Source organism: Alteromonas alvinellae (assembly GCF_902705805.1).
The window spans coordinates 1-19,855 of sequence record NZ_CACSIH010000246.1 but is presented as its reverse complement, the minus strand read 5'-3'; the positions used below and the strand labels follow the sequence as shown (position 1 = coordinate 19,855).

General features: G+C 46.2%; 16 protein-coding genes. 12 read left to right on the top strand and 4 right to left on the bottom strand.

From position 1 onward, the window contains the following. Positions 1 to 46: 46 nt before the first annotated feature. Positions 47 to 808 (bottom strand): substrate-binding periplasmic protein, encoded by a 762-nt coding sequence (locus tag ACX5KA_RS19355; protein WP_039221521.1) that lies wholly within the window; start codon positions 806 to 808, stop codon positions 47 to 49. A gap of 291 nt (positions 809 to 1,099) precedes the next feature. Here ACX5KA_RS19355 and prmA point away from each other — a divergent pair, with 291 nt between their 5' ends. From prmA to ACX5KA_RS19320, 7 genes are all read left to right on the top strand, one after another. Then, a complete protein-coding gene (prmA, locus tag ACX5KA_RS19350) occupies positions 1,100 to 1,978 on the top strand; it encodes a 50S ribosomal protein L11 methyltransferase (RefSeq protein ID WP_239244088.1) in 879 nt (292 codons plus the stop codon). A gap of 370 nt (positions 1,979 to 2,348) precedes the next feature. Next, on the top strand, positions 2,349 to 3,347 hold the full coding sequence (gene dusB / locus ACX5KA_RS19345) for a tRNA dihydrouridine synthase DusB (RefSeq protein ID WP_458731980.1): 999 nt from the start codon (positions 2,349 to 2,351) through the stop codon (positions 3,345 to 3,347). 30 nt (positions 3,348 to 3,377) lie between these two features. Further along, the gene (gene fis, locus ACX5KA_RS19340) at positions 3,378 to 3,671 is read left to right on the top strand and encodes a DNA-binding transcriptional regulator Fis (protein WP_012520109.1); all 294 of its coding nucleotides are present in this window, start codon (positions 3,378 to 3,380) and stop codon (positions 3,669 to 3,671) included. Positions 3,672 to 3,753: 82 nt separating this feature from the next. Next, complete coding sequence (gene purH, locus ACX5KA_RS19335) at positions 3,754 to 5,352, top strand: bifunctional phosphoribosylaminoimidazolecarboxamide formyltransferase/IMP cyclohydrolase (protein WP_458731979.1); 1,599 nt, start codon at positions 3,754 to 3,756, stop codon at positions 5,350 to 5,352. Positions 5,353 to 5,662: 310 nt separating this feature from the next. Further along, the gene (locus ACX5KA_RS19330) at positions 5,663 to 6,478 is read left to right on the top strand and encodes a class I SAM-dependent methyltransferase (RefSeq protein WP_458731978.1); all 816 of its coding nucleotides are present in this window, start codon (positions 5,663 to 5,665) and stop codon (positions 6,476 to 6,478) included. 27 nt (positions 6,479 to 6,505) lie between these two features. Next, positions 6,506 to 7,798, top strand: a complete 1,293-nt coding sequence (purD, locus tag ACX5KA_RS19325; protein WP_458731977.1) for a phosphoribosylamine--glycine ligase — start codon at positions 6,506 to 6,508, stop codon at positions 7,796 to 7,798. A gap of 458 nt (positions 7,799 to 8,256) precedes the next feature. After that, positions 8,257 to 9,009 (top strand): glucosaminidase domain-containing protein, encoded by a 753-nt coding sequence (locus ACX5KA_RS19320; RefSeq protein WP_458731976.1) that lies wholly within the window; start codon positions 8,257 to 8,259, stop codon positions 9,007 to 9,009. A 170-nt stretch (positions 9,010 to 9,179) separates the two neighbouring features. Here the strand turns inward: ACX5KA_RS19320 and ACX5KA_RS19315 are convergent, their stop codons facing one another. After that, on the bottom strand, positions 9,180 to 9,941 hold the full coding sequence (locus ACX5KA_RS19315; protein ID WP_012520114.1) for a sugar-binding protein: 762 nt from the start codon (positions 9,939 to 9,941) through the stop codon (positions 9,180 to 9,182). Between the two features lie 157 nt (positions 9,942 to 10,098). Here ACX5KA_RS19315 and ACX5KA_RS19310 point away from each other — a divergent pair, with 157 nt between their 5' ends. The 5 genes from ACX5KA_RS19310 (at position 10,099) to envZ (ending at position 15,842) form a co-directional block, all read left to right on the top strand. Continuing rightward, a complete protein-coding gene (locus ACX5KA_RS19310; RefSeq protein ID WP_458731975.1) occupies positions 10,099 to 11,034 on the top strand; it encodes an ion transporter in 936 nt (311 codons plus the stop codon). Positions 11,035 to 11,156: 122 nt separating this feature from the next. Continuing rightward, positions 11,157 to 12,062, top strand: a complete 906-nt coding sequence (locus ACX5KA_RS19305; protein WP_458731974.1) for a phosphoribulokinase — start codon at positions 11,157 to 11,159, stop codon at positions 12,060 to 12,062. A 141-nt stretch (positions 12,063 to 12,203) separates the two neighbouring features. Beyond that, positions 12,204 to 13,349, top strand: a complete 1,146-nt coding sequence (locus ACX5KA_RS19300; RefSeq protein ID WP_458731973.1) for a DUF2855 family protein — start codon at positions 12,204 to 12,206, stop codon at positions 13,347 to 13,349. 300 nt (positions 13,350 to 13,649) lie between these two features. Continuing rightward, positions 13,650 to 14,372, top strand: a complete 723-nt coding sequence (gene ompR, locus ACX5KA_RS19295) for an osmolarity response regulator transcription factor OmpR (RefSeq protein ID WP_039221496.1) — start codon at positions 13,650 to 13,652, stop codon at positions 14,370 to 14,372. 135 nt (positions 14,373 to 14,507) lie between these two features. Next, a complete protein-coding gene (gene envZ / locus ACX5KA_RS19290; protein WP_039221491.1) occupies positions 14,508 to 15,842 on the top strand; it encodes a two-component system sensor histidine kinase EnvZ in 1,335 nt (444 codons plus the stop codon). 93 nt (positions 15,843 to 15,935) lie between these two features. Here envZ and ACX5KA_RS19285 read toward each other — a convergent pair whose 3' ends face one another. Beyond that, on the bottom strand, positions 15,936 to 17,108 hold the full coding sequence (locus ACX5KA_RS19285) for an MFS transporter (protein WP_039221488.1): 1,173 nt from the start codon (positions 17,106 to 17,108) through the stop codon (positions 15,936 to 15,938). Between the two features lie 140 nt (positions 17,109 to 17,248). After that, on the bottom strand, positions 17,249 to 19,672 hold the full coding sequence (locus ACX5KA_RS19280) for a TIM-barrel domain-containing protein (protein WP_458731972.1): 2,424 nt from the start codon (positions 19,670 to 19,672) through the stop codon (positions 17,249 to 17,251). Positions 19,673 to 19,855: the final 183 nt, after the last annotated feature.

Here is a 19,855-nt window from a genome sequence, read left to right as displayed (position 1 = left end):
ACGTTGAATCAGAAATAGTTCACTGTCTAGACAATAAAGTTAATATCTAGTTAGCAACATTTGCATTGGGAAGCTTGTGAAGGAGATTGTCGAGCTTGTACTCATCAAGTAGTAATTGATACCGCCCGTCTTCAATAAAAAGACGAAGCGTAGCGTTAAATTTAGCTCGTAGCTCTGGGTCAGGGATCGCCGCACTGTACGCTGAGATGGGAAACAACTCATGAAAGACGGTCTTATCTTGAGAGTAAGTGCCATTTTTAGATTTGAAATAATTAAAAATGTTTCTATCTAGGATAGCTACATCAATGCTACCACGCATCAGCATGTCCACTTGACGATCTTGTCGTGCCATTTCTATATAGGTAGTTTGCGATGCGAGAGTTCGCCCAAAGCCCTCACCTAATACCGATTGAGCGGTTTGAAAAGCAATGACGCTTTTACCTTTCAAATCGTCGATACTGTCTATCGTCAGTTCTCTGTCTGCCCGTGTTACCACGACGTTCTGATAGATAATATATGGCTCAGATAAAATGCTTTGATCGACTGTGTGTGCAGGATTAAGGGTAAGTCCAATGTCAACGGCGTCATCTTTTAATAGCCTTGCCGTACGCCCGAAAGGAACATAAATAGGCGACAATCCATATCCCATTTCAGCAAGGATCGCCCGCACCAAGTCAACTTCAAAGCCGGTGTGTTCTTGTGAAATAACGTATGGAGGCTTGTTCCAGCCCACAACCACATCTAGCTCTTTCGCGCTAAGCGGTATGATAAAACACAGTAAACAAACAGCAGATAAAAGTGCGCGCATACAACAGATGAACCAAACTATAAATTAAACGATACCCTTCTCATAATATAAACTTATATTAGAATTTCACCAGTCGACAAAAGGTTAGTTTTTCTCGAGGCTTACGTAATCAATTGAGCAGGCAAGTTTTATTGGGTACTTGAGAGCCTGTTGAGAACCAAAGTGGTTAGATTTGATCATGCCTCTGTAAGCATCGCGTTCTGATTTACTTAAAGCTTTTCGCCTGCCTGCATTTTGTTTAACGCCAAGCAAAGGTACAATGACCAACAAAGGTCCCAACGAACGACAACTATGGCTTGGCTACAACTTCGAATTAATACCTCTTCTGAATATGCAGAATCAATAGGAGACATGCTAACTGCAAATGGCTCGCAGGCGGTTACCTATGTAGACGCGAAAGACACCCCAATGTACGAGCCCAAGCCGGGTGAAGTGTTATTGTGGCCAGACACTCAAGTAGTCGGGCTGTTCGAAGCAGATGCCGATATGAAAGGCATCCTTCAGCGTTTGGGTAAAGCCAAAGTCTTAGGTCCAGACTTTAAGTACAAGCTAGAACCACTTGAAGACAAAGACTGGGAACGAGAGTGGATGGATAACTTCCATCCTATGCAGTTTGGCGAGCGCTTGTGGATTTGCCCAAGCTGGCGTGACGTTCCAGACCCTGATGCCGTTAATGTTATGTTGGACCCAGGCCTTGCTTTTGGCACAGGTACGCATCCTACTACCGCACTTTGCCTACGCTGGTTAGACGGCATAAATATGACAGATAAAACCGTGGTCGATTTTGGCTGTGGCTCAGGAATATTAGCGCTGGCAGCGTTGAAATTGGGTGCTAAGCGCGTTATTGGTATTGATATTGACCCACAAGCCCTTCAGGCAACGAAAGAAAATGCGCGCCGCAACGGCGTTGAAGACCGTCTGGATGTATACCTTCCTGAAGACCAACCTGAACTAGAAGCCGATGTGGTGATGGCGAATATCTTGTCAGGTCCATTACTAGAACTTCAAAGCGTTATTACAAACTACTGCAAATCCGGCGGTTTGTTAGTCCTTTCCGGCATATTGGCGGAGCAAGTTACGCGCATAGAAGAAGCGTACGCTCAAGATATTACACTTGAACCCAGTGCCATAGATGGTGAATGGGCGAGAGTGTCGGGCAAAAAACACTAAGTTTGAGCGATAAACCGACCAGTCGGTGAAAATTACGCCCAGTTAGAATAGTGTGTTTTCGGTCAACCACCTCAAAATTGCGACGAAAATTTGTACGACAAAGCACGTTGCCGCCTAATTAATTGTTAATTTTTTTCACATTACAGCCCTTTCAAATCGGGGGCTGTAAGACTTTCGTACAATATTTGAACTAAAAATCGACGTTAGCTTACTAATGTGACAGATTTTTTTCACTGTCAAGACCACGGAGTGAAATTTTGTGCGATTTTTAGCCTTTTCAAGCCTTGCGAAAACACGTACACTTAGCGCCCCGTTTTAGCCGGGTGTATATTTTCTGTGCAGTTTTAGATGGCGAGCTATACATTTTACAATGCGAATTGGACCTTACGAGTTAGAAAACAATTTGATGTTGGCCCCCATGGCTGGCGTAACAGACAGACCGTTTCGCCAACTTTGTAAGCGCTTAGGTGCAGGGCTTGTTGTTTCAGAAATGCTTTCGAGTAATCCGAAAGTTTGGAACACAGCTAAATCACAAGCGCGTATGAATCATGAGGGTGAAGAAGGCATCCGCTCTGTACAGATAGCTGGGGCTGATCCTGAGCTTATGGCTCAAGCAGCACAATTTAATGTTGAGAACGGTGCGCAAATCATCGATATCAACATGGGTTGTCCTGCTAAAAAGGTCAATAAGAAGCTAGCAGGTTCTGCATTGCTTAAATACCCAGACACAGTGGAAGCGATTATTAAAGCAGTAGTTAATGCTGTTGATGTACCCGTGACACTAAAAATTCGTACCGGCTGGAACCCAGAAAATCGCAATGGGGTAGAGATTGCCCGCATTGCAGAGCAAAACGGCATACAGTCGCTTGCTGTTCACGGCAGAACACGAGCTTGTATGTATAAAGGAGAAGCTGAATACAGCACCATACGTCAAATAAAGGCGGCAATTTCAATTCCTGTTATTGCAAATGGTGATATTACTTCTCCAGAGAAAGCACAAGAGGTGCTGAATTACACCGGTGCAGATGGCGTAATGATAGGTCGCGGCGCGCAAGGTAAACCTTGGATATTTAAGCAAATCCAACATTATCTTGAAACGGGCGAGAACCTACCAGCACCGCCGCTGTCAGAGTTATATGAACTCTTGCATGAGCACGTAGCCAATGTGCAGGACTTTTATGGCGACATAGCCGGTGTGAGAATTGCCCGTAAGCACGTGGGCTGGTATCTCGCGGAGCACGATACGGATCGTCAGTTTCGTAAAACGTTTAACGCTATCGATGATGCGAATGAGCAACTCGATGCACTAAATGCATATTTTCAAGCGCTGCAGACACGAGAAACCCGACAGATTTCTCCCGCAGCATAGTGATGACTAACTTAAGAGCAACACAGTATTATGTTCGATCAAAACGTGACTTCACCTTTTACTACTACAGTAACTACGCCTTCACAAACGCAAGCTCAAAAGCCACTGCGTGACTCTGTAAAGCAAGCGGTTAATAAGTACCTTAAGCAATTGGATAACGCAAACATCGATAACCTGTACGAAATGGTACTGGCTGAAGTTGAAGCGCCGCTGCTAGAAGAAGTCATGACTTACACACGCGGCAATCAAACCCGCGCTGCCATCATGATGGGCATCAACCGTGGCACACTTCGCAAGAAGCTTAAGCAATACGGCATGAACTAAGATTCCAAGGGCTTTGCCCACCAAAGAGCACCAATCGGTGCTCTTTTTGTTTCAACACTACAACATTAGAAACTTAAAATTTATGCAAACACCAAAACCAATTAAACGTGCTCTCCTTAGTGTCTCTGATAAAACCGGTATCCTCGATTTCGCGACAGCGCTGCATAACGCTGGCGTAGAACTTCTGTCGACGGGCGGTACTGCTAAACTTCTCGCTGACGCTGGCTTACCTGTTAAAGAAGTGTCTGATCACACAGGTCACCCAGAAATTATGGCTGGCCGCGTTAAAACCCTTCACCCGAAAATTCATGGCGGTATCCTTGGTCGTCGCGGTACCGATGAAGCAGTGATGGAAGAACACAGCATTGCGCCTATCGACCTTGTGGTGGTTAACCTTTATCCGTTTGCTGCTACCGTGGCAAACGAAGACTGTACGCTAGAAGATGCAATTGAAAATATTGATATCGGTGGCCCAACTATGGTGCGCGCTGCTGCAAAAAACCATAAAGATGTGACTATTGTGGTTAATGCGTCTGACTACTCTCGCGTACTTGCTGAAATGAACGACAACAACGGCTCATTAACGTACAACACCCGTTTTGACCTTGCTATTAAGGCGTTTGAACACACAGCTGAATACGACGGCATGATTGCAAACTACTTTGGTGCCCGTTTAGATAGCACAGGTTGTGAAGCAGACTGTGATCATCAGCATAGTGAATTCCCACGTACCTACAACATGCAGCTGACCAAGAAGCAAGACCTTCGCTACGGTGAAAACAGTCACCAGGAAGCGGCTTTCTATGTTGAAAACAACATTCAAGAAGCGTCTGTTGCCACTGCTACCCAGCTTCAAGGTAAAGAACTTTCGTTTAACAATATCGCTGATACCGATGCAGCCCTTGAGTGCGTGAAAGAATTCGAAGAGCCAGCATGTGTAATCGTTAAGCACGCTAACCCATGTGGTGTAGCGATTGGCGAAGATATTTTAAGTGCCTATGACCGCGCGTTTAAAACTGACCCTACGTCTGCATTTGGCGGCATTATCGCATTTAACCGCGAGCTTGATGCGAAAACAGCGCAAGCGATTGTTGACCGTCAATTTGTGGAAGTAATTATTGCGCCGACAGTAAGCGATGAAGCGAAAGAAGTAGTAAGTGCGAAGAAAAACGTACGTCTTCTAGCGTGTGGCGATTGGGCTGGTCAGCTAACTGAAGGTTATGACTTTAAGCGCGTAAACGGCGGTTTATTAGTACAAGAGCGCGACTTCGGCATGGTTGAAATGGAAGACCTAGAAGTTGTGACTAAGCGTAAGCCAAGCGAAGATGAACTACGCGACCTTATGTTCTGCTGGAAGGTAGCAAAATACGTGAAGTCTAACGCGATTGTTTACTGCAAAGACGGTATGACGGTAGGCGTGGGCGCAGGTCAAATGAGCCGTGTTTATTCTGCAAAAATTGCGGGTATTAAAGCAGCTGATGAGAACCTTGAAGTAGCAGGCTCTGTAATGGCGTCTGATGCATTCTTCCCATTCCGCGACGGTATCGACGCTGCGGCTGAAGCAGGTATTAAAGCAGTCATTCAGCCAGGCGGCTCTATGCGCGACCAAGAAGTCATTGATGCCGCTGACGAGCACGGCATTGCCATGGTGTTTACGGGTATGCGCCACTTCCGTCACTAAAAATACTTACGCAATACCTTTTAGTGCAGGCTTAGTGAGGGACACCAACACCTAAGTTAAACACGCAGTAAAGTGGCATTTAGTGGCTTTACTGTGTGTTTGTTATTTTTCCTTAACCCTTTGAAATACGCAGACTCGAGGTCATTTGCTTGGTTGTAGTGAAATCTCATCGAAGCGACAGAGTTGCGAATTATTCTGCTAAGGCGTAAGTGCAAATAGGGGTTAGCTGATAGGCTTGATCTGACCCGTGGTAATTTGTAGTAATAGTGTTATGTTATTCGCCTACCCTCGACAGAAAAAGGAAATAAGAATGAAAAAGTTAGCCCAATATGTGTTAGCCGCAACCCTAGGTGTAAGTGCTACTTATGCCAGTGCCGATGCGATTTCTGATGCCGCAATGAGCGATATCCGCGCTGCTAGTGCAAAAGTACGCGATGAGTACCGTAATCCTCAGCAAACACTGCGCTTTTTTGGCCTTACCCCAGACATGACTGTGGTAGAAATCTCTCCAGGTGGTGGTTGGTACGCCGACATCCTTTATTCTGTTGTAAAAGATAACGGTAAGTATATAGCTGCTCACTTTTACGTGGATGATGAAACCAGTGGCTACTACAAAAAGTCGGTAGAAGGCTTTAAAGAGAAAATGAAGCCGGGCATGAAGTACGAAGGTGCTGAGCTTACTGCATTCGATCCAATCAAAGCGTTAGATATTAGCGACGCAGGTAGTGCCGATATGGTGCTGACGTTTCGCAACGTACACAACTGGTATATGCGTCACGGTGACGAGGGTATCGACAATGCATTTGGCGCATTTTTCAAAGCGCTTAAGCCAGGTGGCGTACTGGGCGTAGTGGAACATGAGCTTCCTGAAAGCGCAGATGATGAAGCAATGAAGAAAAGTGGCTACATGAAGCGCTCTTACGTTGTGGCTGCGGCCGAAAAAGCAGGCTTTGTGCTTGAAGCAAGCAGCGATGTTAACGCAAACCCACTGGATACAGCAGACCACCCGAAAGGTGTGTGGACGCTACCTCCACGTTTGGCGCTAGATGATCAAGACAGAGAAAAATACATGGCGATTGGCGAGAGCAATCGCATGACGCTAAAATTCACCAAACCAAAATCATAAAATTAAACACTCAAAACGGAACAGTTAATGAACGTACTTGTAATTGGCGGCGGTGGCCGCGAACACGCGCTAGCGTTTAAAGCAGCGCAGTCTTCTGATGTTTCAACAGTATTTGTAGCACCTGGCAATGCCGGCACAGCTACAGAACCTAAGCTTGAGAACGTGGCTATCGATGTAAATGATATTGCTGGCTTGGTTTCTTTTGCTCAAGGTAACGATGTTGAGCTTACTATTGTAGGCCCAGAAGCGCCGCTAGTTGCAGGTGTTGTTGATGCGTTCACAAACGCGGGTTTAATGATTTTTGGCCCCACTCAAGCTGCCGCGCAGCTTGAGGGCTCTAAAGCTTTTACCAAAGACTTTTTAGCTCGACACAATATTCCTACGGCTGAATACCAAAACTTCACAGAAATTGACCCAGCTATTGCCTATGTTCGCGAGAAAGGCGCGCCGATTGTAGTCAAAGCTGACGGTCTTGCTGCGGGTAAAGGTGTTATTGTTGCGATGACCCTTGAAGAAGCGGAAGACGCTATCCGCGACATGCTGGCAGGTAACGCGTTTGGCGAAGCCGGCAGCCGCGTAGTTATTGAAGAATTCCTAGACGGTGAAGAAGCGTCGTTCATTGTCATGGTAGACGGCAAAAACGTCCTACCTTTTGCCACCAGCCAAGACCACAAGCGTGCTGCTGACGGTGACAAAGGGCCGAACACAGGCGGAATGGGTGCATATTCTCCGGCTCCGGTTGTAACGCAGGACATTCACGACCGTATTATGCAGGAAGTGATTATGCCAACAGTTAACGGCATGGCTGCTGAAGGCAACGACTACGTTGGCTTTTTATATGCTGGCCTTATGATTATGGCTGATGGCACTCCAAAGGTAATCGAATACAACTGTCGCTTTGGCGATCCGGAAACCCAGCCAATCATGCTGCGCTTAAAGTCTGACTTGGTTCCACTTTGCCAAGCAGCGTGCAAAGGCGAACTTGCTGGTAAAACGATTGAGTTTGATGAGCGCGCGTCGGTAGGTGTTGTGCTTGCCGCTGGCGGCTATCCAGGCAGCTATGATAAAGGCGACGTGATTACTGGTTTTGAAGAAGCTGCTAAGTTAGACGGAAAGGTTTTCCACGCAGGTACTGCCCTTCAAGATGGCGAAGTGGTAACCGCAGGTGGCCGCGTACTTTGCGCTACAGCTTTGGGTAACAACGTTACCGAAGCGCAGCAAAAAGCGTATGAATTGCTTAAGACCATTCAGTTTAAAGATGTGTACTATCGTACTGATATTGCACACCGTGCAATTGCGCGTGAAGCTGAAGCCAAGTAGCCGAAAGCCTCATAGAAAGTGCTAAATGAACGCAGCTTAACGCTGCGTTCTTACATAATTACATAAAACCAGGGTGTGAGTTCTACGCCCCCCACTTTTACTCTTACCACTTACTCACCATGCTAACGTGCAGCAAAAGCAGAAATCGTAGTTTCCCAGCTACATATCACTGCTTAACCTGATACTAACGCTCAACACAAAAGAAAACTCGCGCTCATTACATAAGCAATAAGGTATTGAATTTCACATTGAGTCTGATTTGGTACTTGCCGATAGTACTGTATACATTATAAATCTTTAGTTTACTGACCTTCTCCATATGTTGCAGCGCATACAAGAACCTGTATGGTATTGGTATCAATCCGCATAGATGATTAACCACTTGGCGAGATTTAATAAGCTCAGGTAGTCCGCTTAAAAAGCGTATTATTTCATTCTAATAAAAGAGGTATCACCTGATGTCGAACACTAAACTTATAGCTGTGTTGCTTGTAGCAGTAGCGGCGAGTACCGCAGCGTGGTTCGCCTTTTTTGCCAAAGAATCTGCTCCAGACTTTACTGCTTATGCCGCCGGCCCCGACCGAAAAGCAGCATTTTTTGAGTATTTCACTCCTATTGTAGTCGAGGTGAACAAAGAGCTAGCCACCGATAGAGTGCAAATTCAAAGTTCTTGCGACGCGGATGAAGCAGACAATCTAGACCAGTTCCTGACAAAGTTTCGTGTTGACGATGCTGACCTTGAACAGGAGTCAGCCTGCGAGGTTTTGTTAAGGCGTGCCGACATTGTTCCTGCGTCGTTAGCAATTGCACAAGCAGCGAATGAAAGTGCGTGGGGTACCTCTCGTTTTGCAAAATTAGGGAACAACTTTTTTGGTCAGTGGTGCTTCTCTAAGGGCTGCGGTATCGTTCCAAAATCGCGGGACACTGACAAAAATCATGAAGTTGCTGATTTCCGTTCGCCTGCCGACTCAGTAGAAAGCTACATGCTAAATTTAAACACCCACGATGCTTACAAACCATTGCGTAACATTCGCCAATCCTTACGTGAAGAAGACAAGGCTGTCACCGGGGTTGCGCTTAGCTATGGCTTAGGGAAGTATTCTGAGCGTGGCGATGAATATGGAAAAGAAATACGTGAGATGATCAGTTTTAATAAACTTGCAGTGCTGGACAAGTTAGATCTGAGTAAGCAGGAAGGCGAAGCCAATTAACTCAACCAGCTAGAGCGTGACGAGCTCTGTAGCACATTTATTTATCGCCAAATGGCATGGCTTTTAGTCAAGGAGAGTGTTTGCAGGTTAAAAAGGAGTGGCATTTCTGCGACTCCCTCTAATTACGCGCAGCAAGTCAATCAAGTAAAGTAGCGACAAATTATGGTTCACTACTTTGTCAGCTTCACCTTTCCAAACACCGACGCATCTTTATACCCCAAGTTTTTATCGCCGTTTGCGTGGGTTATCTCGTGGGAACCTAAAAAATGTTCTCTGTCGCCGCCATCTGCATCGCAATAGGCAAGCATAAAGCCCAGTGTCATGCCGTCTTTTAAGGTTACTGGTGAATTGTCTTTCCCGTACTGATAGCTGTCATCAAACACACGCACCGCTGCTTCCCAATGAATCTTATAAGGCGCCAATATATCTCGCTGCCATTTGTTCTCTACGTGATCATTGTAGAGTTGTGGTACAGCCTCTCCTGCTTCGTTTGGACCTATATCAACAACCTGATTATCTAACGCTAAGTGATAGGCAAACGCATTGTAGTTATTAAAGTGATCGCCACCAGAGGCGTCTGCATCAATGAAAATTTCTAAACAGTCATCATCCCAATAACGTTCAAGGGGATTGGCATAGGTATCTGAGAGGTGATCGTCTTGTATTTCTGCCAACAGATACAGCGCATCCTTGTTCCATCGCAGTTTATATCGACCAGAAAAATCACCGGACTCAGGAGCCGAGCCCCACATAAGCGACGTCATATCATGCCAATCGCCCCCTTTCCATGCAGCGTCATTGGCTACACCATCTATAACAGGTGGCGTTGATGAAAAAAGTACGCTGTCAGACTTAGCTTGTGCTGTGGGCACAGACATAGCCACAAGCAGTGCCGAGGTTAGTACTGACCCTAAATGTTTTGCACTTTTCAATTGGATACGCTCTTTGTTTGCTTATTTGTATTTTAAACTACCACGTTTTGACCCCATCCGCGCTTGAAAATAGCGCCGAACACCTCCTTCTTTTTTAGAAGCATTACCAATTTGCAACGGTAATTGGTATAAAAAGGACATTCATTCCCTGACTACCATGGCTATGTCATTTCAAAACGCGTGCTATCACATCCTTGCGCCTGCCAGCGAGGCTCACGAGTACAAAAAGCTCAGCAAAATATTTGATGTATTTCTTATCGCGCTAATTATCGTAAATGTAGCGGCCATGATGCTAGAAACCATACCGGGCATCCCTGCTGTTTGGCAGCATGAGCTTCATATTATCGAAATAGTGTCGGTACTGATATTCACCGTTGAGTACTTGCTTCGCCTATACAGCAGCGCTTCGGCGCCGAATCGCCCTTCCCGCGAACAAACTACGCCTTGGCAAAAGCGTTGGGCTTATATAAAAAGCCCTATGGCGCTGGTCGATTTAATGGCGATTTTGCCTTTTTACCTAAGCGTGTTCGTGGCCTTTGATTTACGTATTTTACGAATATTTAGGGTGCTGCGAATTTTGAAAATTGGGCGCTATTCCCGTTCAATGCAAACCCTTGTCACCGTTTTGCGCAACGAATCTCATAGCCTTATTGCTGCAATCAGCGTACTCCTGCTGTTTACCGTCATTGCGGCAACCTGCATTTACTATATCGAGCACACCGCCCAACCCGACGTTTTCAGCAGTATTCCTGCCTCATTGTGGTGGGCTCTGGTCACGCTCACTACGGTAGGCTATGGCGATGCCGTTCCCGTTACAGCGTTAGGCAAGGTATTTGGCGGGCTTATTACCATTTTGGGCATTTGCTTTTATGCACTGCCCGCAGGCATTTTATCGTCAAGCTATACCACCCAAATGCAGTTAAAGCGCGACCGGTTTAAAGACACGGTAAGAAGCGTATTGGACGATGGAAAGCTTAGTGAGCACGACGTACACCACCTTGAACATGTTCGCGCACTTCTTGATTTAGACGAAGAAGAGGCAAAGCTAATTGTGCGCCTATTGCAGCACCATCACAAACGGCTAGATGATTGATTATACGCAGGCTGGAGCGAAAGCAACTCCCAAGAATCGAGTGGTAAGCGCTTATACCTCCCCTTGATTCTTAGCTCACATCAGCTTATAACTAGTACCCGTCATTTCCAAAAAGAATTCCTATGTCTGTAAAACACCCTATTATTGCTATAACAGGTTCTTCTGGCGCGGGTACTACTACCACGACCAACGCTATACGTCATATTTTCAGGAACTTAAGTGTTAATGCTGCGGTTGTAGGAGGCGATAGTTTTCACCGCTTTACCCGCCCGGAAATGGAAGTGGAAATTCGCAAAGCCCAAGAACAAGGCAGACATATCAGCTACTTTGGCCCTAAAGCCAACGACTTCGAGCTACTGGAATCCCTGTTTAGGGAATACGGCAGCTCGGGTACAGGACAGTTTAGACAATACCTTCACACATTCGATGAAGCCGTGCCTTTTAATCAAATGCCCGGCACCTTTACACCTTGGCAAGATTTACCCAAAAACACTGACTTGCTGTTCTATGAAGGTTTACATGGCGGTGTAAAAACTGAAGAAAATGATGTCGCAAAACACGTAGACCTGCTCGTTGGCATGGTACCGATTGTAAACTTAGAGTGGATCCAAAAAATTGTGCGCGACACCACTGACCGCGGCCATTCCCGCGAAGCCGTGATGAGCAGCATAGTGAGGGGGCTGGATGATTATTTCCACTATATCACGCCACAGTTTTCTCGCACTCACGTTAACTTTCAGCGCGTACCTACCGTTGATACCTCGAACCCATTCAGCGCTCGTGAAATTCCCACCCAAGATGAAAGCTTTGTTGTAGTGCGCTTCAGACGAGAAATGAAGAATGTTGATTATCCTTACTTACTTCAAATGATCGACGGCGCGTTTATGTCTCGCATCAACACCTTGGTTGTACCCGGCGGAAAGATGGGCTTAGCCATGGAGCTCATTTTAACTCCGCTCCTTGAAGACATCTTAAATAAAAAGCGCAGAGCTGGTCATCAGATGGACTGGTTGAGCAGCGACGAGTAAGCCCAATATACATCGCTTCTATAGGCATATATTTAAAACAGTAAGTCGTAATGGCTCATGCCCTGCGTCAATCTAGGTTCTATTCGGAATCTTTCTTGATTTAGTTTCTCGACCTAGTTTTTGACACAGCAGGCTCCTATTATGACCACAATTAAAAGCCAACAAATTTGGGTAGACCAGCAAAACCTTGCCAACACTAACGTTGTTTCCCGCGATATAAACATCAGCGACTTACAGCAAGACGAAGTATTGCTTGAGACAGACAGCTTTGGCTTTTCTGCCAACAACATCACATATGCTGCACTGGGTTTTAAAATGGGCTATTGGGGCTTTTTCCCTGCAAAGAGTGATAATGACGTTGATGAAGCACATGGCTTCGGTATTGTGCCCGTTTGGGGCTTTGCTACCGTTAAGGCGTCTTGTCATAGCGATATCAAAGTAGGTGAAAAGGTGTTCGGCTACCTGCCTATGGCTAGCCATTGGGTAATAAAGGCCGGAAAAGTTGCTCCTCACGGTTTTTCAGACATCCACGAAAAACGTAAGAGTATTAGTCCCGTTTACGACCAATATATACGCTGTGCAGCGGACCCTAGCTACAACAAAGACCGTGAGGCATGGCAGCTAAATTTCAGACCCCTTTATATGACCTCGTTTGTGCTTGATGACTATGTGGCAGAGAAAGCAAAAGGTGAAATCTTACTGCTGTCGAGCGCTTCGAGTAAAACCGCGCTGGGTACGGCGCAACTGCTTAAAGACCAAAAAGCGTCACGAAACGCAAGCTATAAGGTGGTTGGGTTAACCTCTACGTCCAATGTGGATATGGTAAAAGCGTCCGGTTGCTACGATGAAGTGTATAGCTATGACGAACTCTCAGCCCTAAGTAGCGAAGGCAATAGCAGTAAAAGCAGCGATGCGCGCTACTGGCTGCTTGATTTCGCTGCCAACGGTACGTTGATTAATGACCTTACCAAGCAGCTTGGCGACAGCCTGAGCGACGTTACACTCATTGGTGCGACAGATTGGAAAGCCCAAGAGAAGCCCAACCCCAAATTGCTCAATGCAGAGATATTTTTCGCGCCAGCTCGCGTGAAACTGCGCCAACATGAATGGGGGCACGAGGCCTTTTTGGCAAAATACGCCAGTGCATGGAAACGCTTCGCAGAGAAAGTGAGCGATCAGTTTTATGAGCAATCGCACCGCGGAGCTGATGCTATAACGCAGTTATATTTAGAAACGCTTAATGGAACGGCGCAAACAAAAGCCCTTAACGTCGTCACTTTTGATTAGCGCCTCTTAAGGATTACAACTTGAACTGCTGATGTGTTGTTGCAGTGCCTACGTTTTTTACAGCTTGTAATCAACGGCAGTTCTCAATAAGTTTAGGGAGGAGAAATGCTTAACTGCCTCCTTTTCTCTAAAGCTTGCTGGGCCTTTGCTGGGTCTTTACTGAATCTTGCTGTACATAAAAGAGCAACAGGCCCTAGACACTATTTGTAACAAACATCCCCTGCCTTTTACGCTTTTCTCGCTTTTGTATTTCACATCTTGTGGTTATAGTGAAACAAAAGTAAAACGAAAGGTATGAGTATGGGTCAGGAAACCTCTAAAATTCTCGTTGTTGATGATGACATGCGTCTGCGCAGCCTATTAGAGCGCTATTTGCTCGAGCAGGGCTATCAAGTTCGCAGTGCGGCTAACGCAGAACAAATGGACAGACTGCTTGAGCGCGAGAATTTTCACTTAATGGTTTTGGACCTTATGCTTCCTGGCGAAGACGGCTTGTCTATATGCCGCAGATTGCGCCAGCAAGAAAACGACATGCCCATTATTATGCTTACTGCAAAAGGCGATGAAGTTGACCGTATTATCGGCCTTGAAATGGGCGCAGACGATTATTTGCCTAAGCCATTTAACCCACGCGAGCTACTAGCACGCGCTAAAGCGGTATTGCGCAGACGCAGCAGCGAAGCGCCGGGCGCGCCGTCTAAAGATGTGCAAATTGTGGAATTTGGCAGTTACAAACTGAACCTTGCCACGCGAGAAATGACAGATGGTGATACGCCGCTTACCCTGACTAGCGGTGAGTTTGCGGTATTGAAATCTCTGGTCACTCACCCCCGCGAGCCATTGTCGCGAGACAAACTAATGAACCTAGCGCGTGGTCGCGACTACAGCGCCTTAGAACGCAGCATTGACGTTCAGGTTTCACGCTTACGAAGAATGCTTGAAGAAGACCCTGCCAACCCTAGGTATATACAGACCGTGTGGGGATTGGGCTACGTATTCGTGCCTGATGGCGAACAAGTTTAGCACCTATGATGGATACGACGGGCTCTACCGTCTTGGCCAGTGCGCAAGTGAAGTATGTTTACTCATGACCCCTAATTATGCTTTTACCTACTGCCATTCCAAACACTGGCTTATGATTCAAAGCGACGGCAATTTATGCGTTTAATTCCCAAAAGTGCATTTGGCCAAACCGTCATGCTTATTGGCGTGCTGTTGCTTATTAATCAGATTGTGTCCTACATCTCTGTTACCTATTACTTTATTCAGCCCAGCTACCAACAAATTAACAGCTTATTGGCCACCCAAGTTAAATCTGTGCTCGCCAACGACTTGTTGGTGACTAACCAGGAAACCCGCGACCGCTATTTTCAAAAAACCCAGGTACAGGTTTTTGACGAAAGCGTTGCCAAACAGAATGGATTGGAGAGCGCCGTATACTATAGCTATATTTCTTCTCAGGTTAGCGAGCAGCTCCGGCAGCTTGCAGATGTGCGCATTAGCACCACCACGCAGGCCAGTGACGAAAATGCGCCATACATTGTGTGGATATCCCTGAACCGCTACCCAGATACGTGGATCTCTATTCCTATTTCAGGACTTAACGAAGCAAATATATCCCCTCTGACTATGTACTTAATGGTAATTGGCATATTGAGTGTGGCCGGGGGCTGGTTGTTTGTAAGACGCATGACCCGCCCATTGTCTGCCCTGCAAAAAGCAGCAATAGCGGTGGGTAAAGGTGAACACCCGGCGCCGCTTCGCGAGCAAGGCAGCACCGAAATGATTCAGGTTACTCGAGCGTTTAACCGCATGAATCAGGGGATCAAGCAACTTGAGAATGACCGAAATATCATGACAGCGGGTATTTCTCACGATTTGCGCACGCCGCTTACTCGCATTCGCCTTGCCTCGGAAATGCTGCCAGAAGATCAAGATTGGATAAAAGACGGCATAGTTAATGACATAGAAGACATGAACGCCATCATCGATCAGTTCATTGACTATGCCCGCTACGACACCGAAGAAGTCACTCAAGAAACCGATTTGAACGCGATTATCGCTGAGCTTGTACAAGCACGACACCTTGACGATAGACACCACATCGAACTCAAGCTCAACACTATTCCCCCCTTGTCATTGCGACGAATTGCAATGAAACGCGTCGTCGACAACCTTATCGAAAACGCTTTTAAATATGGCTCTGAAGAAATTGCCATTAGTAGCTTTTACAATCGTCATGAGAAGCGTGTGTATTGCAAAGTGCGTGATTTTGGGCCTGGCATACCTGAAGATGAACTCAATAGCGTTTTCATGCCGTTTGCGCAAGGCGATAAGGCCCGTAACTCGTCAGGCTCAGGCTTAGGACTTGCCATTATTCGAAGAATTGTAGAAGCCCATGACGGTGAGGTAACACTAAGAAACCATCCGCAGCAAGGGCTAGTGGCCGAGTTTTATTTGCCATACCTTTCTGAACTACCTGAAAAGAAATAGCGCAGCGGATTTTAGGTTATTCGCAGCGGTACATTGTTCCTGTAGCTAAGAATTTCCATTGCGCTGTTTATAGGTTTCTCAGCCGCTTGTTCTCTAGCTTCTGTGGTATTTAATTTTTCTGCTGTAACCATAAGAAGCAAGCCACAGTACGCATCCACCTAATGGTATCACCCAAAATGCAGTGGTAAGGGGCACAAAATTCGCCCACAGCCCAGTCGAAAAGGAAGCGACCTGTACGCCAGTTGAGTTACCGATAATAGAAATGCCGGAAAGCACAGGGCCGTTGTCGCTGTCGATATTCATTGCCGCTGACAAAGCTAATGGGAACAGGCCACCTAACCCTAAACCAAGCATTAGATTACCAGCGCCAATTCCATAAAAAGAAGGCATTAGCTTTAGTGCGAATACACCCGCTAGTGAGGCTGTCGCCATGATGACAATCATGCGATGCACCGATACAAATCGCAGTAAAAATGGAAAGGTCAAACGACTGATCACCATGCCAGCGGTAAAAAATGCCAGTAGGTTTCTCGACTGTTCGCCAGTAAAGCCTAAGCCGTTTTGCGCATAGCTCACAAACCAGTTCGCGTTACCAAACTCTACCGCGCCATAGCCAAAAGTGAGCAGCGTTAGAAATATAAAAACAGGTTGCTTGATGATGACCCCAAATGCCAGCGTCTTTTTAGGCGCTTTAGGTTGACCTTTGAGCACTTTCGCCTGAGAACGCGCCGCAATGAATGCATAGCACGAAAGCACAATCATAACGCCTGCCAACACCTGAATAGGCAATCGCCAGTTGTGGTCAACAATATATAACAGTGTTACAAAGAACGACGCAGCAAACGTACCTAAACTGAACATAAAGTCCATTAAGCCCATCATAGTAAAACGCTTTTCTGCGTACATTCGTGCAATAAGCGTGTGGCCAATAGTAAATATTGTTGAGCTCACCACACCTATTAATACCGCTAACACCAAAAACCATTGCCAAGCGGTAAGCACTGACACAAGCAGCAACAGCGCCGTATTCATACTGAATAACGTGGCTAATAGCGGCATATATTCGAAGCGACTGGCATACTTGCCACCAATCACAGCGCCTAACATCATGCCTACAGAGAAAAGCGAAAAAAGTGCGCCACTGACTACTTCAGACATTTGCAAATCGGCTGCAATATCTGGCAGTAATATTCCCCACAGAAGAAACAATTTACCAATTAGAAAAAAACCAGCGAAAATAACGATGGTGGCAGGAAGTCGGCTCATTTAGGCTCCATGGCTGATATCAGTAGAAAGACATCCGATTTAGGCGTGAGGGCACAGCGTAGTTATGCCCTTGAACACAAAGTGAACCTTTTGAGGGCGCTGACCTTTACTGTGCAAGAAAGAACAGCAGCCCTTAATTATCACATAATCACTACCTTTACAGATTGCTGATAATCGCAAGAAATTGCAAGTGAAAGCGTTTTCCCTTTTTCATCCCACATTACAGGTACGCGCCTGCCGTCGATTGAAACGCTCTGTGGTTTTTCGCTTAAACCGTGCACGATGTAAGTGATGTCTCGCTGCTTAGGCATACCTATATAGCTGCCTTCGCTATCAAGCGTCAGAGTTAATGCGGCCTTTTCGTCTACTGACGCACTGAGCTGTAGTTTGGTGTACAAGCCTTTTTCAACAGACGCTGGATTTTTGCCGTCATCCTCGTAATAAGTATATGAAGATGAACTCACTGAATTGTCATGCCAGTAATGCATTTCTATTTTACGTGCATCAAACTGCTCTGTGCGGCTAAGCCCGTCAGCCATTGGCATAAAGCTTCCCGCTTTTACCCACACTGGGAAATTATCTTGGCTTAGCGGGTAGTTAACGGTTTGACCACCTAGGTATTTCGTATCAGAGAAAAAATCAAACCATACGCCTTCAGGCAACTTGGTCGGCCACACCGTTTGGTTAGCGCTCGTCACAGGCGAAACTAACAGACCATCGCCCCACAGATAACTGTCTGCATTTTCAAACCAATCGCTTTCACCGTACGCCATAGCTACCGGGCGCATTAATGGCGTGCCGTAAAGCGCATTTTCAAAGGCCAATGAATAGTTATAGGGCAGCATGTCATAGCGAAGTTGGATAAACTTACGCGCAATAGACTTTACGGGATCGGCGTGGAAAATTGGCTCTGGCGCAATATTATCTTGGGCATGAGGCCTAAATACCGGTGAAAAGGTACCGAACTGAAGCCATCTTGTATAAAGCTCAGGATCAAAGGTTTCGCCTCCAGCAAACCCACCTAAGTCGGAATGGGTATACGCCATTCCAAAAACACTCATTTGAAGTGCCAACTCTACCTGAGGTTTAAGTCCGCCCCAGCTTCGACTCACATCGCCTGTCCAAGGCACCATTCCGTACCGTTGACTGCCCAAAAAGCCTGAACGCATCAGCACAAAGGGGCGCGTGTCGGGCTGTAGCGCAGTTAAATTGTTATACACGGTTTTCGCCCACTGATGACCGTAGGCATTGTGCACTTCTGCGCCGCTTACTTTTGTAGACTGCCACATGTGCTGAATATCATCAGGATGCACTTCTGGCTCACCCAGGTCGCCCCACCAGCCGGCAACACCCTGTGCAGCAAGCTTTTCATAATATTGCCAAAACCAATCTTGACCCGCTTCACTGAACACATCGACAAGGCCGGTATTGCCAAAATAAAAATCGAAGGTATACGGCGCACCGTTATCGTTTTGAGCAAGGGCATTATTGGCAACGGCGCTTTCCCATTGTTTTGACGTCGTGAGAATAAAAGGCTCGGTTATAAGCACGGTTTTCACGTCTTGAGCGCGTAGCTCACTAATCATTTTCTCGGGTTCAGGGAAAGTGGCGGCGTCCCAGCTTAAGTTCCCCATGTGCCCTTTAATGTCTTTGCCAAACCAATATAAATCAAGCACTACGGCATCAACGGGAATATCTTGCGTATTAAAGGCATCAACAACATCCATCACTTCATTTTGTGATTTATAGCCAAATCGAGACGCAAAGTTACCGAGTAGCCAACGCGGTGGAAGCGGCTGCTTTCCCGTTACTGCAACGGTAGACCTTACTGTATCTTCTAAATTTTCACCCAACACCATGATGTAGCTAGCACGGCCGCCTTGCGCCTTAAATAGCAACTCGTCGCTGTTCGTTTTGCCAATATCTAGCTCACCAGAAGCGGTGTTATCGAACAATACGCTGTAATTTTTTGACGACATCACAGCCGACAAGCCAAAGTACATCTGATTTGAAGACGTGGTGTAACCATAGTGTGCTTTGTTATAAAGCGGCATGCTATGACCACGACGATCCATACCTAAGACGCGCTGGCCACCGCCGTAGAGCTTTTCGTTTTCATCTAACGCAAACGACAGGCTGACGCCGTTACTGGAAATACTTAGTCCGCCTTGCTCTTTCGCGACAATTTTGCCGTTAACAGAATAACTGATAGCGTGCGTCGCCTTATCAACATGCGCTGCAATATTATTGAGTTTTAAGGTTAGGGTTGTCGCAGTTTCAACTAGCTCTACATCATTAGCTTTTTTGTTTGTGACACCAGTCAACGCGGGCTCGGGAAGCGCCATAGACGGTAGATTTGCGTAAGGCGTGCCATTATCATCAGTAAGATACGTTACTTGAAAGCCACTATCGTGCAACGCGCTTATCGTGAAGTCATTGGTATCCGTATCAATATTTAGCGTTGTTTTTTCGAGTGTCGCTGTTTGAACTTCGGCTACCGTATTTACCGAGAAAAATGCCAAACCAGCACATGCAAGTGCTATACGCTGTTTCCTGTCTATCATGCTCAAAACCTTCTTTATGCTTCATAGCGAAGCGCACCTAATTAGCGAACCGCACTTAATTAACGAAGCGCGCTTAATTAAAGCCTACTTGTGTACGGTGAATGATAGCCAGTGCATTGCTCAACTTAAATAAACATACGTATTCATAATGTTACCGTCATTCCGCACCTAATTAACTGATTT

What these genes read in the sequence shown, in the direction of transcription:
- ACX5KA_RS19355 (WP_039221521.1), bottom strand. Translation starts at nt 808, where the DNA reads ATGCGCGCACTTTTATCTGCTGTTTGTTTACTGTGTTTTATCATACCG.
- prmA (WP_239244088.1), top strand. Translation starts at nt 1,100, where the DNA reads ATGGCTTGGCTACAACTTCGAATTAATACCTCTTCTGAATATGCAGAA.
- dusB (WP_458731980.1), top strand. Translation starts at nt 2,349, where the DNA reads ATGCGAATTGGACCTTACGAGTTAGAAAACAATTTGATGTTGGCCCCC.
- fis (WP_012520109.1), top strand. Translation starts at nt 3,378, where the DNA reads ATGTTCGATCAAAACGTGACTTCACCTTTTACTACTACAGTAACTACG.
- purH (WP_458731979.1), top strand. Translation starts at nt 3,754, where the DNA reads ATGCAAACACCAAAACCAATTAAACGTGCTCTCCTTAGTGTCTCTGAT.
- ACX5KA_RS19330 (WP_458731978.1), top strand. Translation starts at nt 5,663, where the DNA reads ATGAAAAAGTTAGCCCAATATGTGTTAGCCGCAACCCTAGGTGTAAGT.
- purD (WP_458731977.1), top strand. Translation starts at nt 6,506, where the DNA reads ATGAACGTACTTGTAATTGGCGGCGGTGGCCGCGAACACGCGCTAGCG.
- ACX5KA_RS19320 (WP_458731976.1), top strand. Translation starts at nt 8,257, where the DNA reads ATGTCGAACACTAAACTTATAGCTGTGTTGCTTGTAGCAGTAGCGGCG.
- ACX5KA_RS19310 (WP_458731975.1), top strand. Translation starts at nt 10,099, where the DNA reads ATGGCTATGTCATTTCAAAACGCGTGCTATCACATCCTTGCGCCTGCC.
- ACX5KA_RS19305 (WP_458731974.1), top strand. Translation starts at nt 11,157, where the DNA reads ATGTCTGTAAAACACCCTATTATTGCTATAACAGGTTCTTCTGGCGCG.
- ACX5KA_RS19300 (WP_458731973.1), top strand. Translation starts at nt 12,204, where the DNA reads ATGACCACAATTAAAAGCCAACAAATTTGGGTAGACCAGCAAAACCTT.
- ompR (WP_039221496.1), top strand. Translation starts at nt 13,650, where the DNA reads ATGGGTCAGGAAACCTCTAAAATTCTCGTTGTTGATGATGACATGCGT.
- envZ (WP_039221491.1), top strand. Translation starts at nt 14,508, where the DNA reads ATGCGTTTAATTCCCAAAAGTGCATTTGGCCAAACCGTCATGCTTATT.
- ACX5KA_RS19285 (WP_039221488.1), bottom strand. Translation starts at nt 17,108, where the DNA reads ATGAGCCGACTTCCTGCCACCATCGTTATTTTCGCTGGTTTTTTTCTA.
- ACX5KA_RS19280 (WP_458731972.1), bottom strand. Translation starts at nt 19,672, where the DNA reads ATGATAGACAGGAAACAGCGTATAGCACTTGCATGTGCTGGTTTGGCA.